General features: G+C 70.1%; 27 protein-coding genes. 7 read left to right on the forward strand and 20 right to left on the reverse strand.

From position 1 onward, the window contains the following. Positions 1-3: 3 nt before the first annotated feature. A complete protein-coding gene (locus ACSLUQ_RS09915; RefSeq protein ID WP_461808408.1) occupies positions 4-639 on the reverse strand; it encodes a phage distal tail protein, Rcc01695 family in 636 nt (211 codons plus the stop codon). A gap of 127 nt (positions 640-766) precedes the next feature. Here ACSLUQ_RS09915 and ACSLUQ_RS09920 point away from each other — a divergent pair, with 127 nt between their 5' ends. Continuing rightward, positions 767-1006 (forward strand): YdcH family protein, encoded by a 240-nt coding sequence (locus ACSLUQ_RS09920; protein WP_461808409.1) that lies wholly within the window; start codon positions 767-769, stop codon positions 1004-1006. Positions 1007-1044: 38 nt separating this feature from the next. Here the strand turns inward: ACSLUQ_RS09920 and ACSLUQ_RS09925 are convergent, their stop codons facing one another. The 14 genes from ACSLUQ_RS09925 to ACSLUQ_RS09990 all read right to left on the reverse strand — a co-directional run bounded on the left by ACSLUQ_RS09925 (position 1045) and on the right by ACSLUQ_RS09990 (position 9574). Further along, the gene (locus ACSLUQ_RS09925) at positions 1045-1659 is read right to left on the reverse strand and encodes a phage tail tape measure protein (protein WP_461808410.1); all 615 of its coding nucleotides are present in this window, start codon (positions 1657-1659) and stop codon (positions 1045-1047) included. After that, a complete protein-coding gene (locus ACSLUQ_RS09930) occupies positions 1656-1835 on the reverse strand; it encodes a rcc01693 family protein (RefSeq protein WP_417774331.1) in 180 nt (59 codons plus the stop codon). Before ACSLUQ_RS09930 ends, ACSLUQ_RS09925 begins: the two co-directional genes overlap by 4 nt. Further along, complete coding sequence (locus ACSLUQ_RS09935) at positions 1832-2248, reverse strand: gene transfer agent family protein (RefSeq protein WP_417774330.1); 417 nt, start codon at positions 2246-2248, stop codon at positions 1832-1834. Before ACSLUQ_RS09935 ends, ACSLUQ_RS09930 begins: the two co-directional genes overlap by 4 nt. Positions 2249-2250: 2 nt before the next feature. Further along, positions 2251-2664: a phage major tail protein, TP901-1 family gene (locus ACSLUQ_RS09940; RefSeq protein ID WP_417774329.1), complete on the reverse strand. Its 414-nt coding sequence runs from the start codon at positions 2662-2664 to the stop codon at positions 2251-2253. A 29-nt stretch (positions 2665-2693) separates the two neighbouring features. Continuing rightward, positions 2694-3104 (reverse strand): DUF3168 domain-containing protein, encoded by a 411-nt coding sequence (locus ACSLUQ_RS09945; RefSeq protein ID WP_417774328.1) that lies wholly within the window; start codon positions 3102-3104, stop codon positions 2694-2696. Further along, the gene (locus ACSLUQ_RS09950; RefSeq protein ID WP_461808411.1) at positions 3101-3424 is read right to left on the reverse strand and encodes a head-tail adaptor protein; all 324 of its coding nucleotides are present in this window, start codon (positions 3422-3424) and stop codon (positions 3101-3103) included. Before ACSLUQ_RS09950 ends, ACSLUQ_RS09945 begins: the two co-directional genes overlap by 4 nt. Continuing rightward, positions 3421-3999, reverse strand: a complete 579-nt coding sequence (locus ACSLUQ_RS09955) for a head-tail connector protein (protein WP_461808412.1) — start codon at positions 3997-3999, stop codon at positions 3421-3423. The genes ACSLUQ_RS09950 and ACSLUQ_RS09955 overlap by 4 nt, the downstream gene beginning before the upstream one ends. A gap of 116 nt (positions 4000-4115) precedes the next feature. Next, the gene (locus tag ACSLUQ_RS09960; RefSeq protein ID WP_461808413.1) at positions 4116-5492 is read right to left on the reverse strand and encodes a phage major capsid protein; all 1377 of its coding nucleotides are present in this window, start codon (positions 5490-5492) and stop codon (positions 4116-4118) included. A 22-nt stretch (positions 5493-5514) separates the two neighbouring features. Next, complete coding sequence (locus ACSLUQ_RS09965; protein WP_461808414.1) at positions 5515-5988, reverse strand: HK97 family phage prohead protease; 474 nt, start codon at positions 5986-5988, stop codon at positions 5515-5517. Continuing rightward, positions 5985-6143 (reverse strand): hypothetical protein, encoded by a 159-nt coding sequence (locus ACSLUQ_RS09970; RefSeq protein WP_417774323.1) that lies wholly within the window; start codon positions 6141-6143, stop codon positions 5985-5987. The genes ACSLUQ_RS09965 and ACSLUQ_RS09970 overlap by 4 nt, the downstream gene beginning before the upstream one ends. A gap of 46 nt (positions 6144-6189) precedes the next feature. After that, entirely contained in the window at positions 6190-6399 is a 210-nt protein-coding gene (locus tag ACSLUQ_RS09975) for a hypothetical protein (RefSeq protein ID WP_417774322.1), read from the reverse strand. Continuing rightward, positions 6396-7622 (reverse strand): phage portal protein, encoded by a 1227-nt coding sequence (locus ACSLUQ_RS09980; protein ID WP_461808415.1) that lies wholly within the window; start codon positions 7620-7622, stop codon positions 6396-6398. Before ACSLUQ_RS09980 ends, ACSLUQ_RS09975 begins: the two co-directional genes overlap by 4 nt. A gap of 130 nt (positions 7623-7752) precedes the next feature. Continuing rightward, entirely contained in the window at positions 7753-9063 is a 1311-nt protein-coding gene (locus tag ACSLUQ_RS09985; RefSeq protein WP_461808416.1) for a DNA-packaging protein, read from the reverse strand. Continuing rightward, positions 8972-9574: a hypothetical protein gene (locus tag ACSLUQ_RS09990; RefSeq protein ID WP_461808417.1), complete on the reverse strand. Its 603-nt coding sequence runs from the start codon at positions 9572-9574 to the stop codon at positions 8972-8974. Before ACSLUQ_RS09990 ends, ACSLUQ_RS09985 begins: the two co-directional genes overlap by 92 nt. A gap of 433 nt (positions 9575-10007) precedes the next feature. Here ACSLUQ_RS09990 and ACSLUQ_RS09995 point away from each other — a divergent pair, with 433 nt between their 5' ends. Continuing rightward, the gene (locus ACSLUQ_RS09995) at positions 10008-11504 is read left to right on the forward strand and encodes an MltF family protein (RefSeq protein ID WP_461808418.1); all 1497 of its coding nucleotides are present in this window, start codon (positions 10008-10010) and stop codon (positions 11502-11504) included. On the opposite strand, the gene ACSLUQ_RS10000 is transcribed toward ACSLUQ_RS09995, so the two are convergent. Next, entirely contained in the window at positions 11488-12039 is a 552-nt protein-coding gene (locus ACSLUQ_RS10000) for a YcgN family cysteine cluster protein (RefSeq protein WP_417774317.1), read from the reverse strand. The two genes, ACSLUQ_RS09995 and ACSLUQ_RS10000, sit on opposite strands and share 17 nt — an antisense overlap. 358 nt (positions 12040-12397) lie before the next feature. Between ACSLUQ_RS10000 and ACSLUQ_RS10005 the strand changes: the two genes are divergently transcribed. From ACSLUQ_RS10005 to ACSLUQ_RS10015, 3 genes are read left to right on the forward strand one after another with little or no spacing between them, the layout of a single operon-like run. Further along, a complete protein-coding gene (locus tag ACSLUQ_RS10005) occupies positions 12398-14506 on the forward strand; it encodes a transglycosylase domain-containing protein (protein WP_461808490.1) in 2109 nt (702 codons plus the stop codon). After that, positions 14503-15165 (forward strand): DUF1214 domain-containing protein, encoded by a 663-nt coding sequence (locus ACSLUQ_RS10010; protein ID WP_417774315.1) that lies wholly within the window; start codon positions 14503-14505, stop codon positions 15163-15165. Before ACSLUQ_RS10005 ends, ACSLUQ_RS10010 begins: the two co-directional genes overlap by 4 nt. Continuing rightward, the gene (locus tag ACSLUQ_RS10015; protein ID WP_461808419.1) at positions 15162-15791 is read left to right on the forward strand and encodes a DUF1254 domain-containing protein; all 630 of its coding nucleotides are present in this window, start codon (positions 15162-15164) and stop codon (positions 15789-15791) included. Before ACSLUQ_RS10010 ends, ACSLUQ_RS10015 begins: the two co-directional genes overlap by 4 nt. 36 nt (positions 15792-15827) lie before the next feature. Here the strand turns inward: ACSLUQ_RS10015 and ACSLUQ_RS10020 are convergent, their stop codons facing one another. Then, positions 15828-17069 (reverse strand): DUF2336 domain-containing protein, encoded by a 1242-nt coding sequence (locus ACSLUQ_RS10020; protein ID WP_461808420.1) that lies wholly within the window; start codon positions 17067-17069, stop codon positions 15828-15830. Between the two features lie 205 nt (positions 17070-17274). Here ACSLUQ_RS10020 and ACSLUQ_RS10025 point away from each other — a divergent pair, with 205 nt between their 5' ends. Together ACSLUQ_RS10025 and ACSLUQ_RS10030 are read left to right on the forward strand one after the other, a co-directional pair. After that, complete coding sequence (locus ACSLUQ_RS10025; protein ID WP_417773701.1) at positions 17275-17499, forward strand: hypothetical protein; 225 nt, start codon at positions 17275-17277, stop codon at positions 17497-17499. A gap of 96 nt (positions 17500-17595) precedes the next feature. Next, positions 17596-18453, forward strand: a complete 858-nt coding sequence (locus ACSLUQ_RS10030) for a hypothetical protein (RefSeq protein ID WP_461808421.1) — start codon at positions 17596-17598, stop codon at positions 18451-18453. A gap of 156 nt (positions 18454-18609) precedes the next feature. Here the strand turns inward: ACSLUQ_RS10030 and ACSLUQ_RS10035 are convergent, their stop codons facing one another. From ACSLUQ_RS10035 to ACSLUQ_RS10045, 3 genes are all read right to left on the reverse strand, one after another. Continuing rightward, on the reverse strand, positions 18610-19905 hold the full coding sequence (locus ACSLUQ_RS10035; RefSeq protein ID WP_461808422.1) for a methyl-accepting chemotaxis protein: 1296 nt from the start codon (positions 19903-19905) through the stop codon (positions 18610-18612). Between the two features lie 243 nt (positions 19906-20148). Then, positions 20149-20493, reverse strand: a complete 345-nt coding sequence (locus ACSLUQ_RS10040) for a DUF1491 family protein (RefSeq protein ID WP_417773704.1) — start codon at positions 20491-20493, stop codon at positions 20149-20151. Between the two features lie 87 nt (positions 20494-20580). Continuing rightward, positions 20581-21447, reverse strand: coding sequence for a peptidoglycan-binding domain-containing protein (locus ACSLUQ_RS10045; protein WP_461808423.1), 867 nt, complete (start codon positions 21445-21447; stop codon positions 20581-20583). Positions 21448-21456 lie beyond the last annotated feature (9 nt).

The raw sequence follows: 21456 nt of genomic DNA on the forward strand, positions 1-21456 counted from the left end.
CCCTCAGCCGTCCGGATCGATCTCGACGAGCGGGATCGTCGGCACCCGGCCCGCCTCGAAATGGGTCAGGCTCATGTCGAGCCGGTCGGTGTCAAAGCGCACCGGGACGTCGAAGCGAAAGCCCGCCGTCACCGCAACGTCCACCCCCGGCGCAACGCCGAGAAGCGTGACCAGACCGCTTGCCGGATCGCAGGCGAATTCCGCTCCTTCGGCAAGCTCCACCCCGTCGAGCGCGACACGCACCGTTCCCCCGACGGGTTTCGCGATGGCCCGCGCCGGCGCGTCCGCTCCCGCCGGCCGGATCAGGGGAAAAGCCGTCGCCGTGCCGTCACCAGTGCCGATCCGGCAGTCGAAGGCCGTCGGCTCCCCGCCGGGCAGCGAGCAATTGTCGAAGGGGTCGCGAAAGCGAAAGCCGTGCAGCCGTCCCCTGGCACGCTCGAAGAAGGCGGCGACGGCCTGCAGGTCCGCGAGCGAGCGCACGCCCGTGCCCGCGTCATAGCGCCGCCGCGAGCGGGCCCAGCGCCCGTTGCGCCGCTCGGCGCCCGAGGCGAGCGCCACCACCTCCGTGCGCCATTCCGGCCCGCCGCTGGCGCCAAAGGCGACGCCCAGCGGAAAGCGTTCCTCGATGAAGGACGCCATCGCCACCTCCCTGCTGCAGTCCGGTCCGGGTACGCGGATCCGGACGTTTTTCCGATCGTTTGATTTGCCTCAAGGCGCACCGCCCGGCGACGCGGCAATGTCGCTTCACAACGGAGGAAACACCTACATGAGCCACGTCCCGCACGAGTTGCACGAAGAGTTCCCGGATCAGACCGAGGCACTCCATTCGCTCAAGCTCGGCAATGCCCATTTCGCCCGGCTCGCCGACGAATACCACGAGGTGAATCGCGAGGTTCACCGCGCCGAGACCGACGTCTCCCCCGTCTCCGACGAGGCGCTGGAGGAGATGAAGAAGAAGCGCCTCGCGCTCAAGGATCAGATCGCGGCGCTTCTCGCCGCAACCTGATACGCCGGCGCCTGAGCCCCTCCTCTTCAGGCCCGACGTTATAGCCCGCGCCGTCCCCGTCCGACGGCGCGGGCTACCATCGTTTCGATCTGCGCCTGCGAGCGCGCGAAGCTCTCCGCGTCGCGGGCCTCGATGTTGAAGACGATGGCCGGCCCGGTGCCGCCTCCCCCGCCTGACCCCGCCGAAACGCCGAGCCGCCCGCTCGCATCGCGGGCAAGCGGCAGGATCGCCTCCGCCCCCGCCTCGCCCATCAGTCCAAGCGTTCCGGACGCGCCAACCGGGAAGTAGCCGGGGCTCGCCACCACGCCCCCCTTGGCAAAGGGCATCACCCCGCCCGATCCTCCGCCACCGAATGCGCCCGAAAGAAGCCCGTCGGTCAGGCTGCCGATGCCGCTGGCGATGCCCTTTTCCAGCGGCGCAAGGGCCGCCGTCAGCGCCCGCCGCGACAGCGACAGCGCAATCGAGCGGAACACTGTGTCGAGCTTGCGCCCGTCGACCACCGCCTGTTTCAGCCCGCTGGACAGCGCCGTGGAGATCCCCCGCGCGCTTGCGCCGACCTGCTGCATGGCGCGCTCCAGCTCGGCCGCGCTCTCGCGCCCCTGCTCGAGCCCATCGAAAAACCCGCGTCCGCCGTCCGCATCCGTGTCACTCATATCGTTGTCGTCCCGTGGTTCTGGTCGGGAAAGCGGCGCATCAGCCCAGCAAGCGCGTGCCTGTCGAGAGGCCCGGCACCAGCGACTGGCGAGACCGCCAGCGCGACCTCGCGCGGCGTCGCCCGCCACAGTGTTTCAGGCGCCCAGCGCAGAACGCCGAGGCAATGATGGATCACCGCGCCCCAGGGGAAGGCGCGCCGGCCGGCTTCGCTTCGTTCGCCCGCGAGCGGTGCCCCGCCCGCGGCTCGCAAGGGTTTGGCGGCACCGCACCTTCCTCCTGCGGAGCGCCGAAGGTCGCCTGCAGAAGCTCCGCTGCCAGCCGCGCCATCGCCGGCAGGCCGCCGTCGATCCGCATGGCCGACACCTCACTGTCGCCAAGCTCCTCGCCTGCGCCGCGCAGGCCCGCTCCCAGGATCCGCGTCAGGTCGCGCGCCGAGAGCCGCCCGGTCTCGAAGCGCGTACCCAGCGCCGCGAGATCCTCAGCGCCGAAAGCGTCCTCCAGCTCGGCGAGAGCGCCAAGGGTGAGGACCAGCGTGCGCGGACGACCGTCGAGAACGGCCGCCACCTCGCCGCGATGCCGGTTGGCCATGGTCATGCTCCCGAAAAGCCGAGCGCGCCGGCCGATTCCAGCGCGATCTCATAGGTCACTTCGCCATCATGGGTGCCGGCGTAGTCGAGGCTTGCGATCTGGAAGGGCCCGGTGATCGTGCCGAAATCGGGGATCACCACCTGCCAGTTTCGCATCAGGCCGTCGAAGAACAGCCCGCGCACGGTCTCGTCCGCTGCCGCGTCGCGGAAGATGCCGCCGCCGGAGACGCTGGCCGAGCGGGTTCCGCCACCGGCCAGAAGCTCGCGCCAACGCCCGGCGCTGTCGGCATCGGTAACGTCGACACTTGCCTGGTTGAGCGCGATCCGGCGGGCGCGAAGGCCGGCCATGGTGACGAAGCTTCCGGTCCCGTCGGCATCGCATTTCAGCAAAAGGTCCTTGCCCGCCTGTGCGGCCATGACACGTCCTCCGTCCTTTGTCTGTGTCTTCAAACCGGTTCGGTAACGACGCGCAGCCGGAGCCGCGCGCGCCAGGTCCGCCCGTCCGCCTGCCGCTCGCTCGTCATTTCGCTTCCCGCGAGATTGACGAGACGGTGGCCGGCGAGACGGGCGGCAAGCCCTGTCCCGGCGGCAAGCGCATCGCGCGCGGCGACGATCAGCCCGGCGACCTCGCCGCGCGCCGGCCGGCGCGAGAAGGCAAGGATCTCGACCCGGTGAACCTCGCCCTCGCCCGCATCGGCGACGAGAAGACGGGTCTCGATCGCTCCGACCGCCAGATAGGGCAGCGCCGCGCCGCGCGGCACGCCATCGTGAACGCGGGAGGGGCCGGCAAGCGCCAGGATCCCGGGATCGGCGGCCAGTGTCGCGACCAGGGCGGAGCGAAGCGCGGCGGCGCTCATCGTCCCTCCTCCTCGAGCATGCAGGTAAGAAGCCCCTTGCGCCTGGCGCCGTCGTCCACCGCAAGAATGCGAAAGACGCGCGTGTCGTCGACGAGCCGCCAGCCGCCGCGAATGTCGGGGCGGTGGCGCAAGCGCGCCGCATGGGTCGCGGTGCCGTCAAGCCTTCCGGCAAGCTCACGTTCGGCAAGCCGCGCCGGCTCCAGCAGGACGTGGACCGGCCCCAGGTCCTCATAATGGATCGCCACCTCGCCGTCCCCGACCTCGATCCTGTCGGGGCGCTCGAGACGCATTGGCCGGTCCAGCGCGCCGGCGGCGATCACAGCCGCACCCGCCGATAGGCGGCAAGCAGGCCGATGAACCCGGCCGGCGCGCCGGCGGCCTCCCCGCCCCCGAGACCGGCAAAAGCCTCGCGGTTGTCGAACCAGTGGGCCGCGAGCAGGAGCACCGCGTGGCGCAGCGGCTCCGGCACATCGCCCGCCGCCACGCCGTATCCCGCGGTGAAGTCGATCTCGATGCCGTTGAAGCCGCGAAGACCGGCTGGCGCGCCGGCAGCGAGTTTCAGGCGCGGCGGCTCACCGGCCCGCTCGAGCGTGACGTCGCCGTCATCGAGCACCACCGGCAGCCCGTCGTCGTCGTAGACGATGACTGTCTCGACGGAGACGACCGGCGCGACGGGCAGATGCACGATGCGCCCGGCCGGCCAGTCGTCGAGGTAGAGCCGCCAGCTCTGCGAGATCAGCGCCCGCCGCGTCAGCTGCTCGACATGGGCGCGCGCCGCCGCGATTAGCCGTTCGATCAGCGCATCCTCGCCCGCGTCGCTCACCCGCATCTGCGCGCGCGCTTCTGCCAGCGTCACCGGCTCCACCGCCGGCGGCCTCGTGACAAGTGCTGTCATGCGATTGTTTCCCTTGATTGGGTTGGCAAGATGAAGGTCGGGCAAGGGCGGGACCGGCATGCCCGCGGCCAGCCGAAGCATGGCCGCGGGCTGCAGGAGCGCTCCCCGCTCCCGCCTCAGGCGGAGAAGGACAGCAGCTTGATCGCGTCGAAGTCCTGCACCCCGCCACCGACGCGCTTGGTGGTGTAGAAGAGCACATAGGGCTTGGCCGAATAGGGATCGCGCAGGATGCGCAAGCCGGTGCGGTCGACGACCAGATAGCCGCGCCGGAAATCGCCGAAGGCGATGGGCGTCGCGTCGCCGGCGATGTCCGGCATGTCCTCCGCCTCGGTGAGCGGGAAGCTCATCAGCGTCGCCGGAGCACCGAGGCTTGCCGGCGGCTGCCAGAGGTAATTGCCGTCGGCGTCCTTCATCTTGCGCACCACCGCCTGGGTGCGGCGGTTCATGACGAAGCGGGCGTTCTGGCGATAGCCGCTCTTCAGCGCGTAGACGAGATCGATAAGCACGTCGGCCGGATCGCTCGCCGGAAAGGCAGCGCTGACACCGGTCGCCACGGTACCGAGCTTGCCCCAGCTCCAGGCCGCCTCCGCCGCCTTGGGGTAGTCAAGAAAGCCGCGCGGACGGTTGACCCCGTCGCCGTTGATGAAGGCCGTGCCCTCCTGTTCGGCGAAGGCCAGCTCCACCTCGCCGGCGATCCAGGCCTCGACGTCGACGGCCGTATCCTCCAGCAGCGAAGGCGTCGCGGCCGGCATGGCGTAGAGCTCCATCGTCGGGAAGGAGAGTTCGGCAAGCGTCGGCGTGCCGGTCTGCGGACGCGCCGCCACCTCCGCCGCCCAGCCCGCCTGCGGCCCGGCCACCGAAAAGGGCTTCTTGAAGACGCTCGCCGACACCTGTCGGGTGCCGGCGATGGCGCGGATCGGCGAGACGGAGGCCATGCGCGTCAGGATCGCCGTCTCGGTCTCGTCGGGCACCAGATAGCCGCCGTCCGGGTCGGAGCCGACGGAAAGCGCCTTGGCCTCCAGCGTGCGCAGGCCTTCCTCCTGGCCCTTGCGCATATAGGCGGCGAAAGCCGCGCGGTGCTCGCCCGTGGCCGCCGGCGAGCCGGCGTCGCCGTGTTCGCGGCCGCCGCGCGCCGGGCGGGCGGCCTTCAGCGCCATCTGGTCGAGCCGGGCCTGCTGGCGATCAAGCTCCGCATCGATGCGGGCGAGCTTCTCGCCCATCAGCGGATCGGATACGCCGCGCGCCTCGATTTCCGACAGCCGCTCGTCGTTGACCTCGCGAAAGGCGGCGAAGGTGGCGCGGATGTCGTCGATCTCGCGGCTCGACGGCTCCTGCGCGGTGGCCGCCTTTGTCTCCCGCCCGGGCGCGGACTTGGCTTCCGGCGCACGCGGCGGGCGGCTGTCGGCGCCGTCGTCGCGCGGGTCGGTTGCCTTGGTGGCGGGCGCCATGCGGGCGCCGGCGCCGGTCGCGGCGGATGCACTGTGTCGGGTCATGTCGTTCACTCCGTGTGCGGGCTCAGGAAAGGACGCCGGTCGGGGCCGGCCGGCGGGGCCCGGGCACGTCGATGCGCGCGCCCGGGTGCAAGGGGAAGGTGACGAGCGACACCTCCCAGAGGTCGATGTCGAAGATCCGGCGCAGGCCGGTCGCCGGGTCGCGGCGGGCGGAGCGGGTGCGAAAGCCGATGGACAGGCCGTCGAGCGCGCCGGCGGCGACAAGCACCGCCGCCTCCCGCCCGGTAGCCGTTCCCGCGAGCAATCGCCCGGTGATGCGCAGGCCCAGCCGGTCCTCGCGCGCCTCGTCCCAGATGCCGATGGGCCGGCCGGGATCATGCTGCCAGAGCATGCGGATGCCCTGGATGCCGCGTTCGTTGAGGCTGCGGCGAAAGGCACCGCGCACCACCACGTCGCTGGCATCGTCGGGCACGCCGAAGAGGCTCGCATAGCCGGAAATGCGCGTGCCCTCGCCCGCATGCGCGGATGCCGCGCTCATGCGGTCGCGTCCAGGTCGAGACGTCGCATCAGCGCCCCGAGGCGGTGCGTGAAACAGGCGAAGACCGCCCGGTGCCGAGGGGGCGCCGGCGGCATTTCAGCGGGACGGTTGGGGCGCGCGGGATCGGCCGCGCCGGCCCTTTCGGGTCGCGTCATGACAGTCTCCGGATTGTCGGTGGACAGAAGGGAAAGGCCGCGTCCGTCAGTCGTCGAACTCGGCGAAGATGCGGTTGAGCCGCGCGATGGCCTCGACGAAATCGTCGAACCGACGGTTGGCGCGGGCCATTTCGCGCAGCGCCCAGACGAGCAGGCTGGAGGCGGAACTCGCCCACAGCAGCAGCACCAGATGGGCGAGATCGCCACCGCCGGCCAGCAGCCGGGCGGCGGGCGCAAGGCCGAGGGGCTCGATCATACCCGGGCCTCCGCTTCCCCCCCGCCATCGGCGGGCAGGGTCTGCGGGTCGTCGGCGGAAGGCGCGGGGCCGTAGCCGACGGCGATCCGCCTTTCCGCCGTGGTGAGGAAGGCAGCGCGCCCGACCCTTTCCCACAGCGCCGAGCGCTCGGCCGCCAGAGCCTCCACCCGGTCGAGATCCGGGCGCAGCACCAGCGGCATGTGCCGCCCCGCCTCGCCCGCCGGCGTCAGGAAGCGGGCCAGGGCCTCGCCGACGCGGGCGGCCAGCGGCAGCACCGTCTGGCGCCAGAAGGCGCGGTTGGCCTCCTGGAAGTTCGAGTAGGTGTTGTCGCCCGGGATCGCCAGCAGCATCGGCGGCACGCCGAAGGCGAGCGCGATCTCGCGCGCCGCCTGGTTCTTGGCGGCGATAAAGTCCATGTCGCGCGGCGTCAGCCCCATCGGCTTCCAGTCGAGCCCGCCCTCCAGCAGCAGCGGCCGGCCGGCGTTGCGCGGTCCCTGGTAGCCCTCCTCCAGTTCCTTCTTCAGCCGCTCGAACTGCTCGTCGGAGAGGTTCGCTCCGTCGCCGCCGCCATAGACCAGCGCACCGGAGGGGCGGGCGGCGTTGTCGAGCAGCGCCTTGTTCCAGGCGCCGGCCGCGTTGTGCAGGTCGAGGCTCACCTGCGCCGCCTCGATGGGGGCGAAGCCGTAGTGGTCGTCGAGCGGATGGAAGACCTTGAGATGCAGCACCGGCGGCCGGCCACCCGGCTCGACGGCGGCGAAGCGCACCGTGCGCCCCGCGACGGTATAGTCGAAAGCCTCCGGCCAGCCGTCGCGCCCCGGCACGACGCGCACCCGGTCGGGCCGGAGCGCATGAAGCTCGCGCGGGGTGCCGTCGATGGAGACGGCCTCGACATAGGCGTTGCCGGCGACAAGCAGGTGGCCGTAGACCTCCTCCAGGAAGGCCGCGCCGGAGGCCGCCGGATTGGGCGCGGCAAGCAGCGACAGCAGCGGGTGCCGGTCCAGCTCCCGCTCGCCTTCGTGGAGCGTGTAGGTCACGCTCGCGGCGGCTTCCGCGATCATCCTGACCGAGCGGTTGACCACCGGGTTGCGCGCATAGCCCTCGCGGGCAAGCGCTGCGTAGTCGCGCGGCGTCCACACCGGCCGGCCGGTCCCCTGCAGCGCCAGCAGCGGCGCCGCGCGTGACGCCTTGGCCTCGCGCGGGCGCTGCAGGATCGAGTCAAACATGGATCGCAAGCCCATGATCGGGAATCCTTTTTCCTGAAAAGCCGAGAAAATGATTCCGCCGCCCGACGCGATGCTCGGGCGCTTGCGAAACCGATTCAAGTTGCTGAAGTTCAGCCTGAGCTTCCGCCACTCAGACGTGGCGCAGGCGCGGCTCGCCGCGCGTGCCCAGCGCCAGTTCGTGGACGGCGTAGACCAGCGCGTCGAGCCGGTCGGGCGAGCGGCCGTTCGACAGCCCCTCGCTGGTGAAGTCCGTCATCTCGTCCTCGAGTTCGCAGAAGGCCCCGACATGGCGCACGCGTCCCTTGTCGTAGAGCATGGCGACCGGCTCGGCCCTCAGCCACTTGCCGCGCCGCGCCCGCACAGGCTTCACCGGCACGCCGGCGTCGACGCCGGCGATCACCGCGCCCACCATCTCGCCGCCCTGGTTGACCTCGGCGACCAGGCAGTCCGCCTCCAGCTCCCGCCACAGGGCGACGGCGGCGCGGGCCCAGCGCGCCGGCGTCGCGGCGGCAACGCTGGCATCGGCCAGCACATGGACGATGCCAGCCGCATCGATCCCGGCGGCGACGATGCCGCAGGCGTCGGACTTGCGCCCCGAACTTGCCGGCGGGTCGACGGCGACGACGATCCGCACCAGCCCCGGCGCCGCATCGGCGCGCGCCGCCTCCAGCCGGTCGCGGCTCCACATGGCGCCGGAACGCTCGTCGACGATCTCGCCGTCGAGTTCCTGCCGCGCCAGCCGCGTTCCGGCGTAGCGGCCGCGCACGGCGGTAACGAAGCCCTTGGCCAGATGTGCCGCATTCGCCTCCGTCGCCGCCCGCGCGACGCGCGTCGCCGGATCGCCCGCCAGCCGCTTCAGCAGCGGGATCGGCCGCGGCGTCGTCGTCACCAACTGGCGCGGATGCGCGCCCAGCCGCAGGCCGAATTGCAGCATGTCCCAGGTTTCCTGCGGGTGACGCCATTTTGCCAGCTCATCGCACCAGGCCAGCTCGAACTGGGGTCCGCGCAGAGCGTCCGGATCCTCTGAGGAGAACACCTGCGCCACCGCGCCGTTGCGCCACTCCAGCCTGCGGCGCGAGGGCAGCCATTGCGGCCGCTCCTGCTCGCGATGAACGGCAAGCAGGCCCGAGACGCCCTCGATCATCACCTCGCGCGCGTCGAGCAGTGTCTCGCCGACGAGCGCGATGCGTCCGGCGCCCGCCTTGACGCAGGCCCGCAGCCATTCGGCGCCGGCCCGCGTCTTGCCGGCGCCGCGCCCGCCCATCAGCAGCCACAGCCGCCAGTCGCCCGGTGGCGGACGCTGGTGGGCATGCGCCCACAGGTCCCAGTCGTGGCGGAGAAACCCCAGTTCAGCCGGGCCGAGTCCCGCCAGGAACTCCGGCAGCCGGCCCGCTCCGGCGCAGTCGATCAAGGCGCTGCGCAAGCTCTCGCCTGAGTGCATCCTCGTCCCTTTCCTGCGGTTCGAGCCCCGAGAGCCCGCTTCTCAGCTCGATCAGGATGTCGAGCGTCTTGGCCAGGCTGCCGAGCGTGCGGGCATTGCGTTCGACGCTTGCCGCATCGGCGATTTCAGTCATGTTCTCCGCATCCTCGCGGACCTTCCTGAACTGAAGTTCGACGGCGCGGATCTGCGCCTCGAAGGCCGCCGTCAGCCGCGCCACCATCCGGGTCAGCCCGCGCGCGTCGCCGCTGTCGATCAGATCGCGAAGATCGCCCTGGCGCACCCAGCCCTCGGTCTTCGCCCGGCGGATCACGGTTGCCCGCGTCACCCCGACCTTTTCCGCGATGGCGTCGAAGTCGGCCGCCCCGTCCTCATAGAGAAGCCGTGCCGCCTTCCACGCCGGCGCCGACAGATGCACCGGCTGCTTTCGCCGCCCCCGCTTGCGCAGGGGCGCATCCGGCGGCGTGCGCCCGGCGGCGGCGGCGTCCGGCCCGTCATGCGTGGTGCCCGACATGCCCCCTCCCCTCGTTTCCGCGACATGCCGGCCGGCGTCGCCCGAAACAAAAAAGGCCCGGATCAAGCTCCCCGCAGGGGCGATCCAGGCCTTTTCTCGAACTCTGTGTCTGCATCGGCAAACGCTGTGCCGGCGGTCTTCAAACTCCGTATCAGCGGTCCGGAAAGTCCCTCCACAAGGGGAGAAGAGCCTTTCCGAAAACGTCCGCCGCACGGGCAACGTCAACGACCGCCCGTCGGCCGCACCTCTGCGACCATGAAGCAACCCTAGTCGATCAGCGTCACGCTGTCAAGAATATTTTCCTATTTTCTTTTGACTGACGCACGGACCTGTCTTTCCGAGCCGGCAAGGGCCGGCTCCCTCTTGCCGGGAGGCGCGAGTCACGCGCAAACTCGCGCACTTTTCCTCCAGCCGCCACGAACGGTCCGTCGCCATGCTCCCGATCCTGCCCGCCCGCCTGTCGCGCATCCTTCTTGTCCTTGCAGCCCTGCTTGCGCTTGCCGTCGTCCCGGCGCGGGCGATGGAGCCAGCACTTGCCGACACGCTCTCCCAGACGCTGCGCGCGCCCTTCACCGGCGACTTCGACGCAATCGCCGAGCGGAATTTCCTGCGCGTGCTCGTCCCCTTCTCGCGTACCTTCTATTTCATCGACCAGGGCACCCAGCGCGGCACGACCGTCGACATGATGGCCGAGTTCGGCAAGTTCCTCGTCAAGCGCCACGGCAAGGCGGTGACGAACGATCAGATCGTCTTTCTGCCGACCCCGCGCGAGCGGCTGTTCTCCGATCTGGCCGAGGGGCGTGGCGACATCGCCCTTGGCAACCTGACGGCAACGCCGGCGCGGCGGGAACTGGTCGACTTCTCCGATCCCCTCTATGAGGACGTGCGCGAGATCCCGGTGAGCCGGGCGGAGATGCCCGCGCTCGCCTCGGCAGAAGCGCTGTCCGGACTGCGCGTGCATGTGCGCCGCTCCTCGAGCTATTTCGACAGTCTCACGACACTCAACACGCGGCTAGCGAAGTCCGGACGCGCGCCGGTCGAGATCGTCGAGGTCGACGACGCGCTGGAGGATGAGGATCTCGCCGAGCTGGTGCTGTCCGGCGGCATCGACCTCATTGTCATGGACGCGCACAAGGCCGCCTTCTGGGCCAGCGTCCTCGGTGGGCTGGCGCTGCACGACCAGGCAGCGCTGCGCGAGGGCGGCACGATCTCGATCGCCTTGCGCAAGGGAACACCGAAGCTCAAGGCCGAGGTCGACGCCTTCGTCGCCACGGCCCGGAAGGGCACGCTCATCGGCAACATGATCCTGAAGAAATACCTCAAGGACGCCACCTATCTGGCACGGCTCGACGACCCTGATCGCGCCCGTCGCTTCGACAGCACGCGCGCGCTCTTCGTCAAGCACGGCAAGGCGCATCTGGTCGACTGGCTGCTGGTTTCGGCCCAGTCGTTCCAGGAAAGCCGTTGGGACCAGTCCCTGCGCAGCAAGGCAGGCGCCGTCGGACTGATGCAGATCAAGCCCTCCACCGCGGCCGATCCGAACATCGCCATCACCGGCGTCGCCGAGGACCCCGACCGCAATGTGGAGGCGGGCACCAAGTACCTGCGCTTCCTCGCCGACACCTATTTCGCCGATCTCGCCGGCGATCCGCCCAACCAGGCGTTCTTCGCGCTCGCCGCCTACAACGCCGGTCCGAGCCGCTTCGAGCGGTTCCGCAAGGAGGCAGCCGACAAGGGCTACGATCCGGACAAGTGGTTCGGCAACGTTGAATGGATCGTGCGGGCGCGGGTCAGCCGCGAGCCGGTGCGCTACGTCGGCAACATCTACAAGTATTACGTGGTCTTCGCCGAAGACGCCCGGCGGTCGGAACGCGCCGCGACGGCGGACAAGGCTTCGGAGGCGAAAGCCGTGCCTAGCCCTTCGCCGTGAAGTCGATGAAGCCGGCCTGCGTCTTCGCTTCCGGTGCGCCGTCCTCCATCGGATTTTCCGCCGGCCAGTCGACGACGAAATGCTCGTATTCCTCGAGCGCGATGCCGTCCTCGGGGAAGCTGCGGCCGCGCACGGAGATGCCGGCGGCGTGGACGCTGTCCGGGTCGCCGGAGACGAGCGGGTGCCACCAGTAGAGGTCGCGCCCCTCGGCAACGAGGCGGTAGCCGCAGGTGGGCGGCAGCCAGGTCAGTCCCGGCACGGTTTCCGGCGTCAGCGGCAGGCAGTCCGGCACCACCTCCAACCGGTTGGGGTAGTCCCGGCAGCGGCAGCTGCCATCGTCGAACAGCGTGCAGGCGAGCGAGGTCCAGACGATCTCGCCGGTGTCCCAGTCCTCGAGCTTGTTGAGGCAGCAGCGGCCGCAGCCGTCGCACAGGGATTCCCACTCGCCCGGGTCCAGCTCGTCGAGGCCCTTGCGCAGCCAGAAGGGGCGCTCGTCCGCCGCCGGGGATCCGCTCTCGTCAATCTGTTCGCCCATGTCTTTCCTGTCTCCCTCGATGCCCCGGGCGTGCCCGTCCCGGATCGTCGGCATCCATCCGTCTCGCGGTCCGGCTTTCCTTGAAACACCCGGCGGATCGGGAGTAAAAGAGGCAGGATCGGTGTCGCCGCGCCCCGACCGGTGCGGGCGCGCTGGCATCGTCGCATGTTTCGCGGCCGCGCGACGCAGGCCGGGACGACACGCCATAGCAGAACGGACGGACAAGGTGAACCAGCGATCCGGCGGCCCGCACGACGATCAGGCCCGGCACACGGCCGCGCCGGCAGGAGCGGCCGGCGATGACCATGCCGGCCCGACCGTTCCTCAGGGGCGACGGCGGGGGAGGCTTCGTGCCCGGCTGCTGTCGCTCGACGCCTGGCTCGACACGATCCTGTGGCGCGGCTTCACCACGCTTCGCATCGCCTGCGAGGGCTATTCGGCCTGGCTGCGGCGGTTCCGGGTGCGCGGCGCGCGCCGGGTCGCCGCCGAACTCGCCTCCGATGGCGCCACCTTCGGGTTGCTCGGCCTGATCCTCATGCTGACGCTCGCCCAGCCCGCCTTCGAGCAGACGGAGCGGGCCGACTGGCGCACGACGGAGGATTTTTCCGTCACCTTCCTCGACCGGTTCGGCAACGAGATCGGCCACCGCGGCATCCTGCTCAACGACACGGTGCCGCTGGAGGAGCTTCCCGACTATCTGATCAAGGCGACGCTCGCCACCGAGGACCGGCGCTTCTTCTCGCATTTCGGCATCGACGTGATGGGTACGTTCCGCGCCATGGTCGAGAACGTGCGCGCGCGCACCGTCGTGCAGGGCGGCTCATCGCTCACCCAGCAGCTCGCCAAGAACCTGTTCCTGTCCAACGAGCGCACGCTCGAGCGCAAGATCAACGAAGCCTTCCTGGCGCTGTGGCTGGAGATGAACCTCTCCAAGCGCGAGATCCTGAAGCTGTATCTCGACCGTGCCTATATGGGCGGCGGCACCTTCGGCGTGGCGGCCGCCTCGGAGTTCTATTTCGGCAAGAACGTGCGTGAGCTCAGCCTCGCCGAGGCGGCGATGCTCGCCGGCCTGTTCAAGGCACCGACGAAATACGCCCCCCACATCAACCTGCCGGCGGCGCGCGCGCGCGCCAACGACGTGCTGACCAACATGGTGCAGGCGGGCTTCATGACCGAGGGGCAGGTGATCGGCGCGAGGCGCAACCCGGCGGTCGCCGTCGACCGCAGCAAGGAACGCTCGCCAGACCATTTCCTCGACTATGCCTTCGACCAGCTCAAGCAACTCGCCCGTACCCATCCGCGTCTCGCCACCGATCGCATCGTCACCGTGCGCACGACGCTCGATCCGGGCCTGCAGCGCCAGACGGAGCGCGCGCTGCTCGACAGTCTGCGCCAGCACGGCGCACGCTACAGGGTGGAGGAAGGCGCGGTCGCCGTCGTCGTTCCGCAAACCGGGGCCGTGCGCGCCATGGTCGGCGGCAAGGATTATGGCGCCAGCCAGTTCAACCGCGCCGTCGACGCGCTGCGGCAGCCCGGCTCGTCCTTCAAGCCCTTCGTCTATATCACCGCCTTCATGAACGGCTACACGCCCGCCTCGGTGGTGCCGGACGCGCCGATCAACATCGGCGGCTGGAGCCCACGCAACTACTCGCGCGGCTACTCGGGCGCGGTGACGCTGCGCACGGCGCTTACCAAGTCGATCAACACGGTGCCGGTGCGCCTTGCCCAGTCGCTGGGGCGCGACAAGATCGTCGAGAACGCCCACCGCATGGGCATCACCTCGGAGCTGCCGATCACGCGCGCCCTGCCGCTCGGCGTCGCCGAGGTGCGGGTGCTGGACATGGCCACCGCCTACGCCAGTTTCGCCACCGGCGGCTACAAGGTGACGCCGGCGGCGATCCTCGAGGTCCGCGATTCCGAGGGCAAGGTGATCTACGACTTCGCCCGCGACCGCACGGCGCCGGAGCGCGTCATTCCGCAGGAAAACGCCGAGCAGATGAACCAGGTACTGGTCAATGTGGTGGAGAACGGCACCGGCCGGCGGGCACGGGTGGCCGGCGTCACCGCGGCCGGCAAGACCGGCACGACGCAGGCCTATCGCGACGGCTGGTTCGTCGGCTATACCGGCAACTACGCGGCGGCGGTGTGGTTCGGCAACGACGACTTCACCTCCACCGGACGGATGACCGGCGGCAGCCTGCCGGCAATGACCTGGCAGTCGATCATGGAATATGCCCACAACGGGATCGAGTTGAGGCCAATGCCCGGTGTCGACGCGGCGCCCGCCGCAGCCGATCCGGCTCTGGTCGCCGGCGCGGGAGCCGGCGGCGGTGACCGCCCGCGCCTGCTGCGCGAACCGTCGATCGCGGTGCTGCAGGAGATCGGCGCACAGCTCGACGCCATCGGCAAGCGCGCGTCCCTGCCCGAGGCGTCCGCCCCCGGCCAGCCGGCGAGCCTCGCCCGGTGACGTCCCTGCCCCTTCACCGCGATCCGGAGACCGACGGGCTGACGCCGGACCGCCTGCCCGCGATCCTGTCGCCCCGGCGGCGGAGCTTCCTCGCCACGCTTCTCGCCGTCCTCGCCATCGGCGTCTCGAGCGGGTTCCTCACCGCCTATCTCGCGGTCGAGCGGGGGCCGGGCTTCGACCGGCTGCAGCTCGGCGCCTGGGAGGCGCGGCCGACCCAGGGCACCGAGGAGGCCGACCCCTATTCGGCGGCGACCCACGCGCGCACCGGCCGCGTGCCGCTGGCCAGCGGCGAAGGCCTGCTGTTCCTGGCGCGCGACGACAGCACCGGGGCAACGCTCAATCCGGGCTGTGACTACGAGGTCTCCGGCCAGGCGGCTCCCGCGCGGCTGTGGACGCTGACCGCGCTCGATGCCGGTCTCGCCCTGCCGCGCTCGGGCCATCCGCGCCACGGGCTCAACAGCCGCCAGATCCTGCGCCGCCCGGACGGCACCTTCGCCGTCACCGCCGCGGCGCGCGCGCGGCCGGGCAACTGGCTGCCGACGGCGCGCGACGCCGACGGTCTGGTGCTGGCGCTGCGCCTCTACGACACGCCGCTGACGACGGGCACCGGCCTTGCCAACGTGCCGATGCCTCGGATCGAGCGGAGGGACTGCCGGTGAGCGCTAACGGCCTCGACACGTCCGCCCGGCCGCACCGGAGCGCATGGCGCCACCGCGCCGACGGGCTGACGCTGGCCCGCATCGGCCTCGTCCTGCTCGCCGGGCTGCTGCTCGGCGTCATTGTTCATGTGGCGGCGATCATGGGCATCCCGGCACAGGTGCCGCAGACGGCCTACGCGCGCATCGCCGCCTTCGGGCCTGACGGGCGCTTCAATCTCCTGCCCAAGGTCGTGCCCGGCGCCGAGCCGCTGCCCATGCTCGATCCGGCGATGATGCACGCAGCCTGTCGCTTCGACCTGGCCGAGGGCGCGGTGGAGATCGCCGCCGCCCTGCCCCCGCCGTTCTGGTCCTTCGCCCTGTTCAACGCCAAGGGCGAGGCGATCTACTCGCTCAACGACCGGACCTCCGGCAACGGCGGCCACCTCGATGTGCTGATCATCACGTCCGAGCAGCTGGCGATGCTGCGCGAGAACCCGCCCGTGGGTCTCGAGGACATGATCGTGATCCAGACGGAGGAGCGCTACGGCTATGCGCTTCTGCGCGCGTTCAACGGCGACCCGGCGCGCGAGACCTTGCTGAGAACGGCAATGGAAGAGGCGCGTTGCAAGACCCTGCCGGTGGAGTGAGACGCGCAAGCGCCACACCCGGCTAGCCGCGCGCCGCTAGCCGGCGTCGCGGTCGCGTCGCGCCGGTTGCAGCGGAGCGGTGCGCGCGGCCTCGCGGCCCTCGCTGCGCGGCTGCCCCTCGAACAGCGACACATGGCGGGCGCCGGCCCGCTCTCCCGTCCTCTCTCCGGCGGCCTCGCGAAACTGTTCGCGCGCGGCCGCGGCCGCCTCGCGCGCCTCCGCCTCGAGCGCGGCGGCGACGCCGGCGGCGAGCCCGCGCATCAGGTGGAAGGCGGCGCGCGGCGTCATGCGGTCGTGCAGCGCCAGCAACAGGCGCAGCCGGTCGAGACGCAGGCGCTGACCGAGCAGGCGCACGGCGATGCGCCCGGTCTCCGTCTCGCTGGTGCCCACCGCCTTGAGCGCCACCATCAGCGCCTCGCCGCCCGGATCCTCGACGATCCGCGCCGCCGTCTCGCCGTCCAGATCGAGCACATAGGCCAGATGCGCGGCAAAGGCCGCCGCGCCGCCGGCAAGCGCGGCATCGACCAGCGACTTCAGCACCGCCGGCTTGAAGGCGGCATTGAGAATGGAGTGATCGCCCTTGCGCACCAGATCCGCGAGGGCGCGGGTTTCGGCCGCGGCGAGCGCTTCCATGCGCCCGCCCTCGTCGAGATCGAGAAACAGCGCGAAAAGCAGCCGCGCGGGCAGCACATGCTGGCGCGCAAGCGGCGCGGCAAGGCCGGGCAGCAGGTCGGCGCGGCCGAGCACGGCGACAAGCCCGTCCTCGTCGAGCGCCACGTCCTTGCGCGCCAGCAAGGTGGTGACCGTGTCGGGCGCGGCGTGGCGAATGAGCGCAACGACGACGGAAGGCTCGAGTTCGGCGCGGCGGGCGACGCAGGCGCGAATGCGCTCCGGCCCGCGCGCGGCGCAACCGATCAGGGCGACGGCGGACAGAGGCCTAGGGCTGGCAAGGGCAAGGGCTGCGACGGGAACGCTGGGGTCGGCGACAAGCTGTTCGAGACAGGCGACGGGCGTCTCCGGATAATTGGCGACGAGACCGGCAATCGACAGCCGCAGCTCGGGCGGCGTGTCGGGCAGAAGCTGGCGGAAAAGCTCGACATAGATGCGCTGCTCGCCCTGGTCATGACCAGAGCGAGACACATAGAGCTCCGTCGCCGCCTGCAGAAGGTGGGACCTGCGCTCGTCGTCCGGTTCCATGGGAAGATCCACGACGCCGTCCATCGCCTTCCTGGAGTGCTCGCCGCCTTCGGCGGCCGGATGCTTCGGTGATTTCGACACGACCGGGCTTGCTTGTGCCACGTTACGCCATACACGCCGGCCGGGTGGGCACGCCCCGGCCAACTGCCTCAAAGTGACACAAAACCGTTAGCGACTTGTTAACCGTGACTCGTTCCTACTGACCTAACGGCAGATAGTTCCTCGTCACCTGCCAGGGTTGGAACCCGGGCCTGCCGCCCGGCTTTCGAGACTCATGGAGGATGCAATGGGTACAGTTCTGATTTTCCATCTCTCCCGTCGTCCCGCGCGCAACATGCTTCGCCCGGGAACACGGCGATCTGAGGGCCGGGGCGAGGTCGTGATCTTTCCCGGCGTGCGCATGGAGCGCCACGGAAGCGACGCGGGCCTTGATCTGGCCGCACGAATCGGGCGCAACAAGGAAAGCGCCCCGCGTCTCGGCGCGGAACTCGACCCGGGCTTTTCGTACTGACGACCCGCGACAGGACCGAAGCCGAGCTTTCGGGGGCTTGAGGCCCGCACGCCGCAGCCCCGCGGCCGGACGCGCCCGGACGGGAAAGATTGAAGGGTGACCACCGCCACGCGCACCGCCCCTGCCGTCTTGCGACCGCGTGCGCCTCGCCGCGCGCAGCGGCTCGCACTTGGCCTCGCGGCCCTGGCGCTTGGTGCCGCGACCGGCGGCTGCCAGCGCCCGACGGGCGACTTCGACCGCGCCGCGCCGTCCGTCGTTCACGACCTGTTGATGCCGGAGGCCGGAGCGCAACTTGCCGCCAACCGCGGCGAACCGGTGTCGCGGTTCAACCTCACCGACGACGAGCGCGAGTTGCGCGAAAGAGGCTGGACGCTGATCCGCCCGCCCTCGACACAGGACTGGATCGAGGGCTCTCGCACCGAATTGATGCGAACCCGGATCCTGCCGGAGACCGGCACCGCCGACCCGGGCCTCTATTACAAGTACCTGCGCTCGGACCGCTACCGCTCCAGCGAGGCGCGCTATGACAAGGTCGCCGCGGACGCGCGCGGCGATGCCGATCTCGTCCCTCCCTTCTGCGAAGTGGCGACACGGGTGATGGCGGCCGACCAGGAGCGCCTCAGGGCGCTCGGCCGGCGTGACATCACCTCGCAAGAGGAACTTGTCGGCGCCCAGGCGCGCGTCTGGGAAAACCGCCGCTACATCGACTGGGCCGGCCAGGCCCTGCGCTACCGGCTGGTGTCCTACCGCAACGCCATCGACTCGCTTGAGGTCGAGACCCCTTCTCATGACAAGGTCTGGGACGCCAATTCCGCCTGGAAGAAACTCGCCGCAGAGGTCGTGCAGCTCGAAAAGGGATGCGACGTCGGCAACCGCTATGGCCAGGAAGAACCGACCCGTCCTTCGCGCATCTACAAGAACTGGGGCACGGAGCGCCCGCCCCCACAGAAATAGCGCAAGCGCGTCGGGGCCCCCTTGATCCGAAGCCGCCGGGGCCCCGCTCCCCGTCGCACATGAGCATTCACCACCCGCTTGAAACGGATCCGGCGGCGCCTTCTGGCGCCGCCGGATGTGTTTTTCCTTGATCGCGAGCGCGGGGGCGCGCGCTCCTCAGGCGACGGCTGCGACCTTGCGGACGAAGTCCTCGACCTGGTTGCGCAGCTGCGTCGCCTGCACCGCCAGATCGCCCGAGGCGGAGAGCACCTGCTCCGCGGCGGCGCCGGTGTCATTGGCGACGCGGGTGACGTCGGAGATGTTCGACGTCACCTCGCTGGCGCTGGCGGCGGCACGCGCCACCGCGCCGACGATTTCCTGGGTCGAGGCAGTCTGCTGCTCGACGGCGGAGGAGATCGAGGAGGACGCCTCGTCGATGCGCTGAATGGTTTCCGAAATGCCGCCGATGACGTCGACCGCCCGTTCCGTCGAGGACTGGATCGCGGCAACCTTGTCCGAGATATCGGCGGTCGCCCGCGCGGTCTGGTCGGCAAGCTGCTTCACCTCGGCGGCGACGACCGCGAAGCCCTTGCCGGCCTCGCCGGCCCGGGCCGCCTCGATGGTGGCGTTGAGGGCCAGAAGGTTGGTTTGCGCGGCAAGGCCGGAAATCATCTCGACGACGCCACCGATCGAGGCGGCAACGGTGCTCAGCTCAGAGACGATTGTAGCCGTTGTCTCCGCCTCGCGCACGGCGCCCTTCGACAGCGCTGCCGACTGATGGACCTGACGTCCGATTTCCGAAACCGACTGACCGAGTTCCTCGGCCGCGCCGGCGACGGAGGCGACATTCTCGCTCGCCTCGCCGGCGGCATGCACCACCGCCTCGGAGCGCGAGGACGTGTGCTGTGCCGTGTCGGTGAGCTGGCGCGCGGTCGCCTCCAGCTCGGTCGCCGCTCCCGAGAGCGTGCCGGTCAGCGCGTCCATCTGGCGATTGAACTCGGAGCTCATCTGAGCGAGCAGTTCGGCGCGCTGCTTGGACGTCTCGGCGGCAAGCGTCGCCTCATGGACATTGACCAGCGAGCCACAGGCACGGATCGCCTTGCCGCTCGCGTCATGCACGATGCCGCCGGTCGCGCGGAACCAGCGATACTCGCCATCCGCACACTTCAGCCGGTAGGTCACGTCGTAAAAGGACTTTTTGCCCGGAACCTTCTTCAGCGCACCGCCGAAGGCGGCAAAGGTGGGCGCGACATCATCGGGATGCAGCTTGTCCGACCAGCTCTCGCACTTGTTCGGGAAGTCGGCCTCGGAGGTGTAGCCGACAAGACGGCGGAACTCGTTGGTCCATGTCCACTTACTCTTCGGATGAAGCGCATCCTCGTTGACGAGAACCGCATCCCACAGCCCAACGCCGCAGAAATTCCCGAGAACCTCAATGAGTTCGTCGCTCTTCGACTTCATCCGTTTGAACATTCCGCTCTCCATCAGGGCCCCTAAAGCGGACCGCTACCTTGCCTCCCGTGCGCACGGGCAACCGACACCGCTTCCGCGATACCAACCGGACACCCGGCCGGATATCCGGCAGATCGTGGTATTTCTCCGAGAAAACCTCGTTAAAACACGCAGCAGGCGCGCACCGATAATCGTCATATTTCTCTAGACTCGTAAAAAATGAAATAACGTAGAGTTTCGATCTGATCTCGGCAGTACCCGCCCTCAGCTGTCGGACACGACTTCCCAGAACAGCCGCGCCTCGCGGTCCTCGATCTCCACGACCCAGATATCGGGATCCATCCGCCGCTCGGACGCCAGGCGCGCCGCGACCGCCTCCCTGTCGCCCTGCGCGATCAGCTTCTCGAACAGGCGCTCGCCGGCGGTCGTCTCGTCGAAGTAGCTCTGCGGGGCCGGACCATAGAGGTCGAGCGTGCCGTCCAGCCTGTCGGCGATCAGGTAGATGGCGCCGGCTTCCGGCGAGCCGCGCGCGGCAACGCTGGCGTAGGCATTCTCGCCGTAGCATCGGCGCACGAGCGCGGAGACCCAGAAGTCGGAGGTCAGTCGCATGACAGAAGGTCCGTTCGGTTTGGCCGCACGCGGAGGATCGCGGCGGGTTTTCGCGCGGACGCAGCCTAGCGGCCCGCCCGCTCCGCGTCACCTTCTGCGCACGCGGTCCAGCTCGCGCTCGAGCACCGGGCCGATCTCGCCGGTGATCGCGAGGCCCCGGTCGAGTTCGAAGCGGCGGATGGCATTGGCGGTCTGCTCGCCGAAGAAGCCGTCCACCGTGATCGGGCCGTAGCCGAGATCGGCAAGCGCCCCCTGCACTTTCGAGATCCGCGCCCGCTCCGCGCTTACGGCGGCCGGGTTCTGCGGCGGCACGGCGGCCCCGCCGCTTGCCGCGATCAGCGAGCCGATGTCGCCCGGTCCCGAGGACGCCGGGGTCGCCGGCGCGGTTTCGGGAGCCGCCGACGACGACTGCCCCTGCTGCGGCGGCAGCGGCGGCACGGGGATCGCGCCGCCGGATACCCCATCGTCCATCGCCAGGCGGGCCAGCAGCCTGTCGTCGATGGCTCCTGTTTCGGGAATGCCGCGTGCGCGCTCCCAGGCGCGCACGCCGCGCTCCGTCGCAGGGCCGACGAGCCCGTCGAGCGTTCCCTCATACATGCCGAGGCGGCGCAGTTCGATCTGCACTTCGCGGACCAGCTTCTGGCGGCGCAGCGCGGTCGGGTCCGGCGTCTGCTGGCCCACGTCCTGCATCGATACCGGCATGTCACGCGTGTGCACCAGCGGGGCCTGATGGCGGGTGGTCTGGAAGAAGGTGGCGTTGGCGACGATCAGCGAGGCGGTCAGCGCCATCACCAGCGTTCCGCCGGCTGCCACCGGATTGTCAAGCGCCGCCGCGCCGATGCCCGAGCCCATGCCCATGCCCGTACGGTCGTCGTCGCGCGCCGAGCCGCCCGCCGGGCGTCGTCCCTGCGTCTTCGGGGTCTTCGGGGCGTCGCCCCTGCGGGATCGGCTCATCGTCCGCGC

The organism is Stappia sp. ICDLI1TA098 (assembly GCF_054880955.1).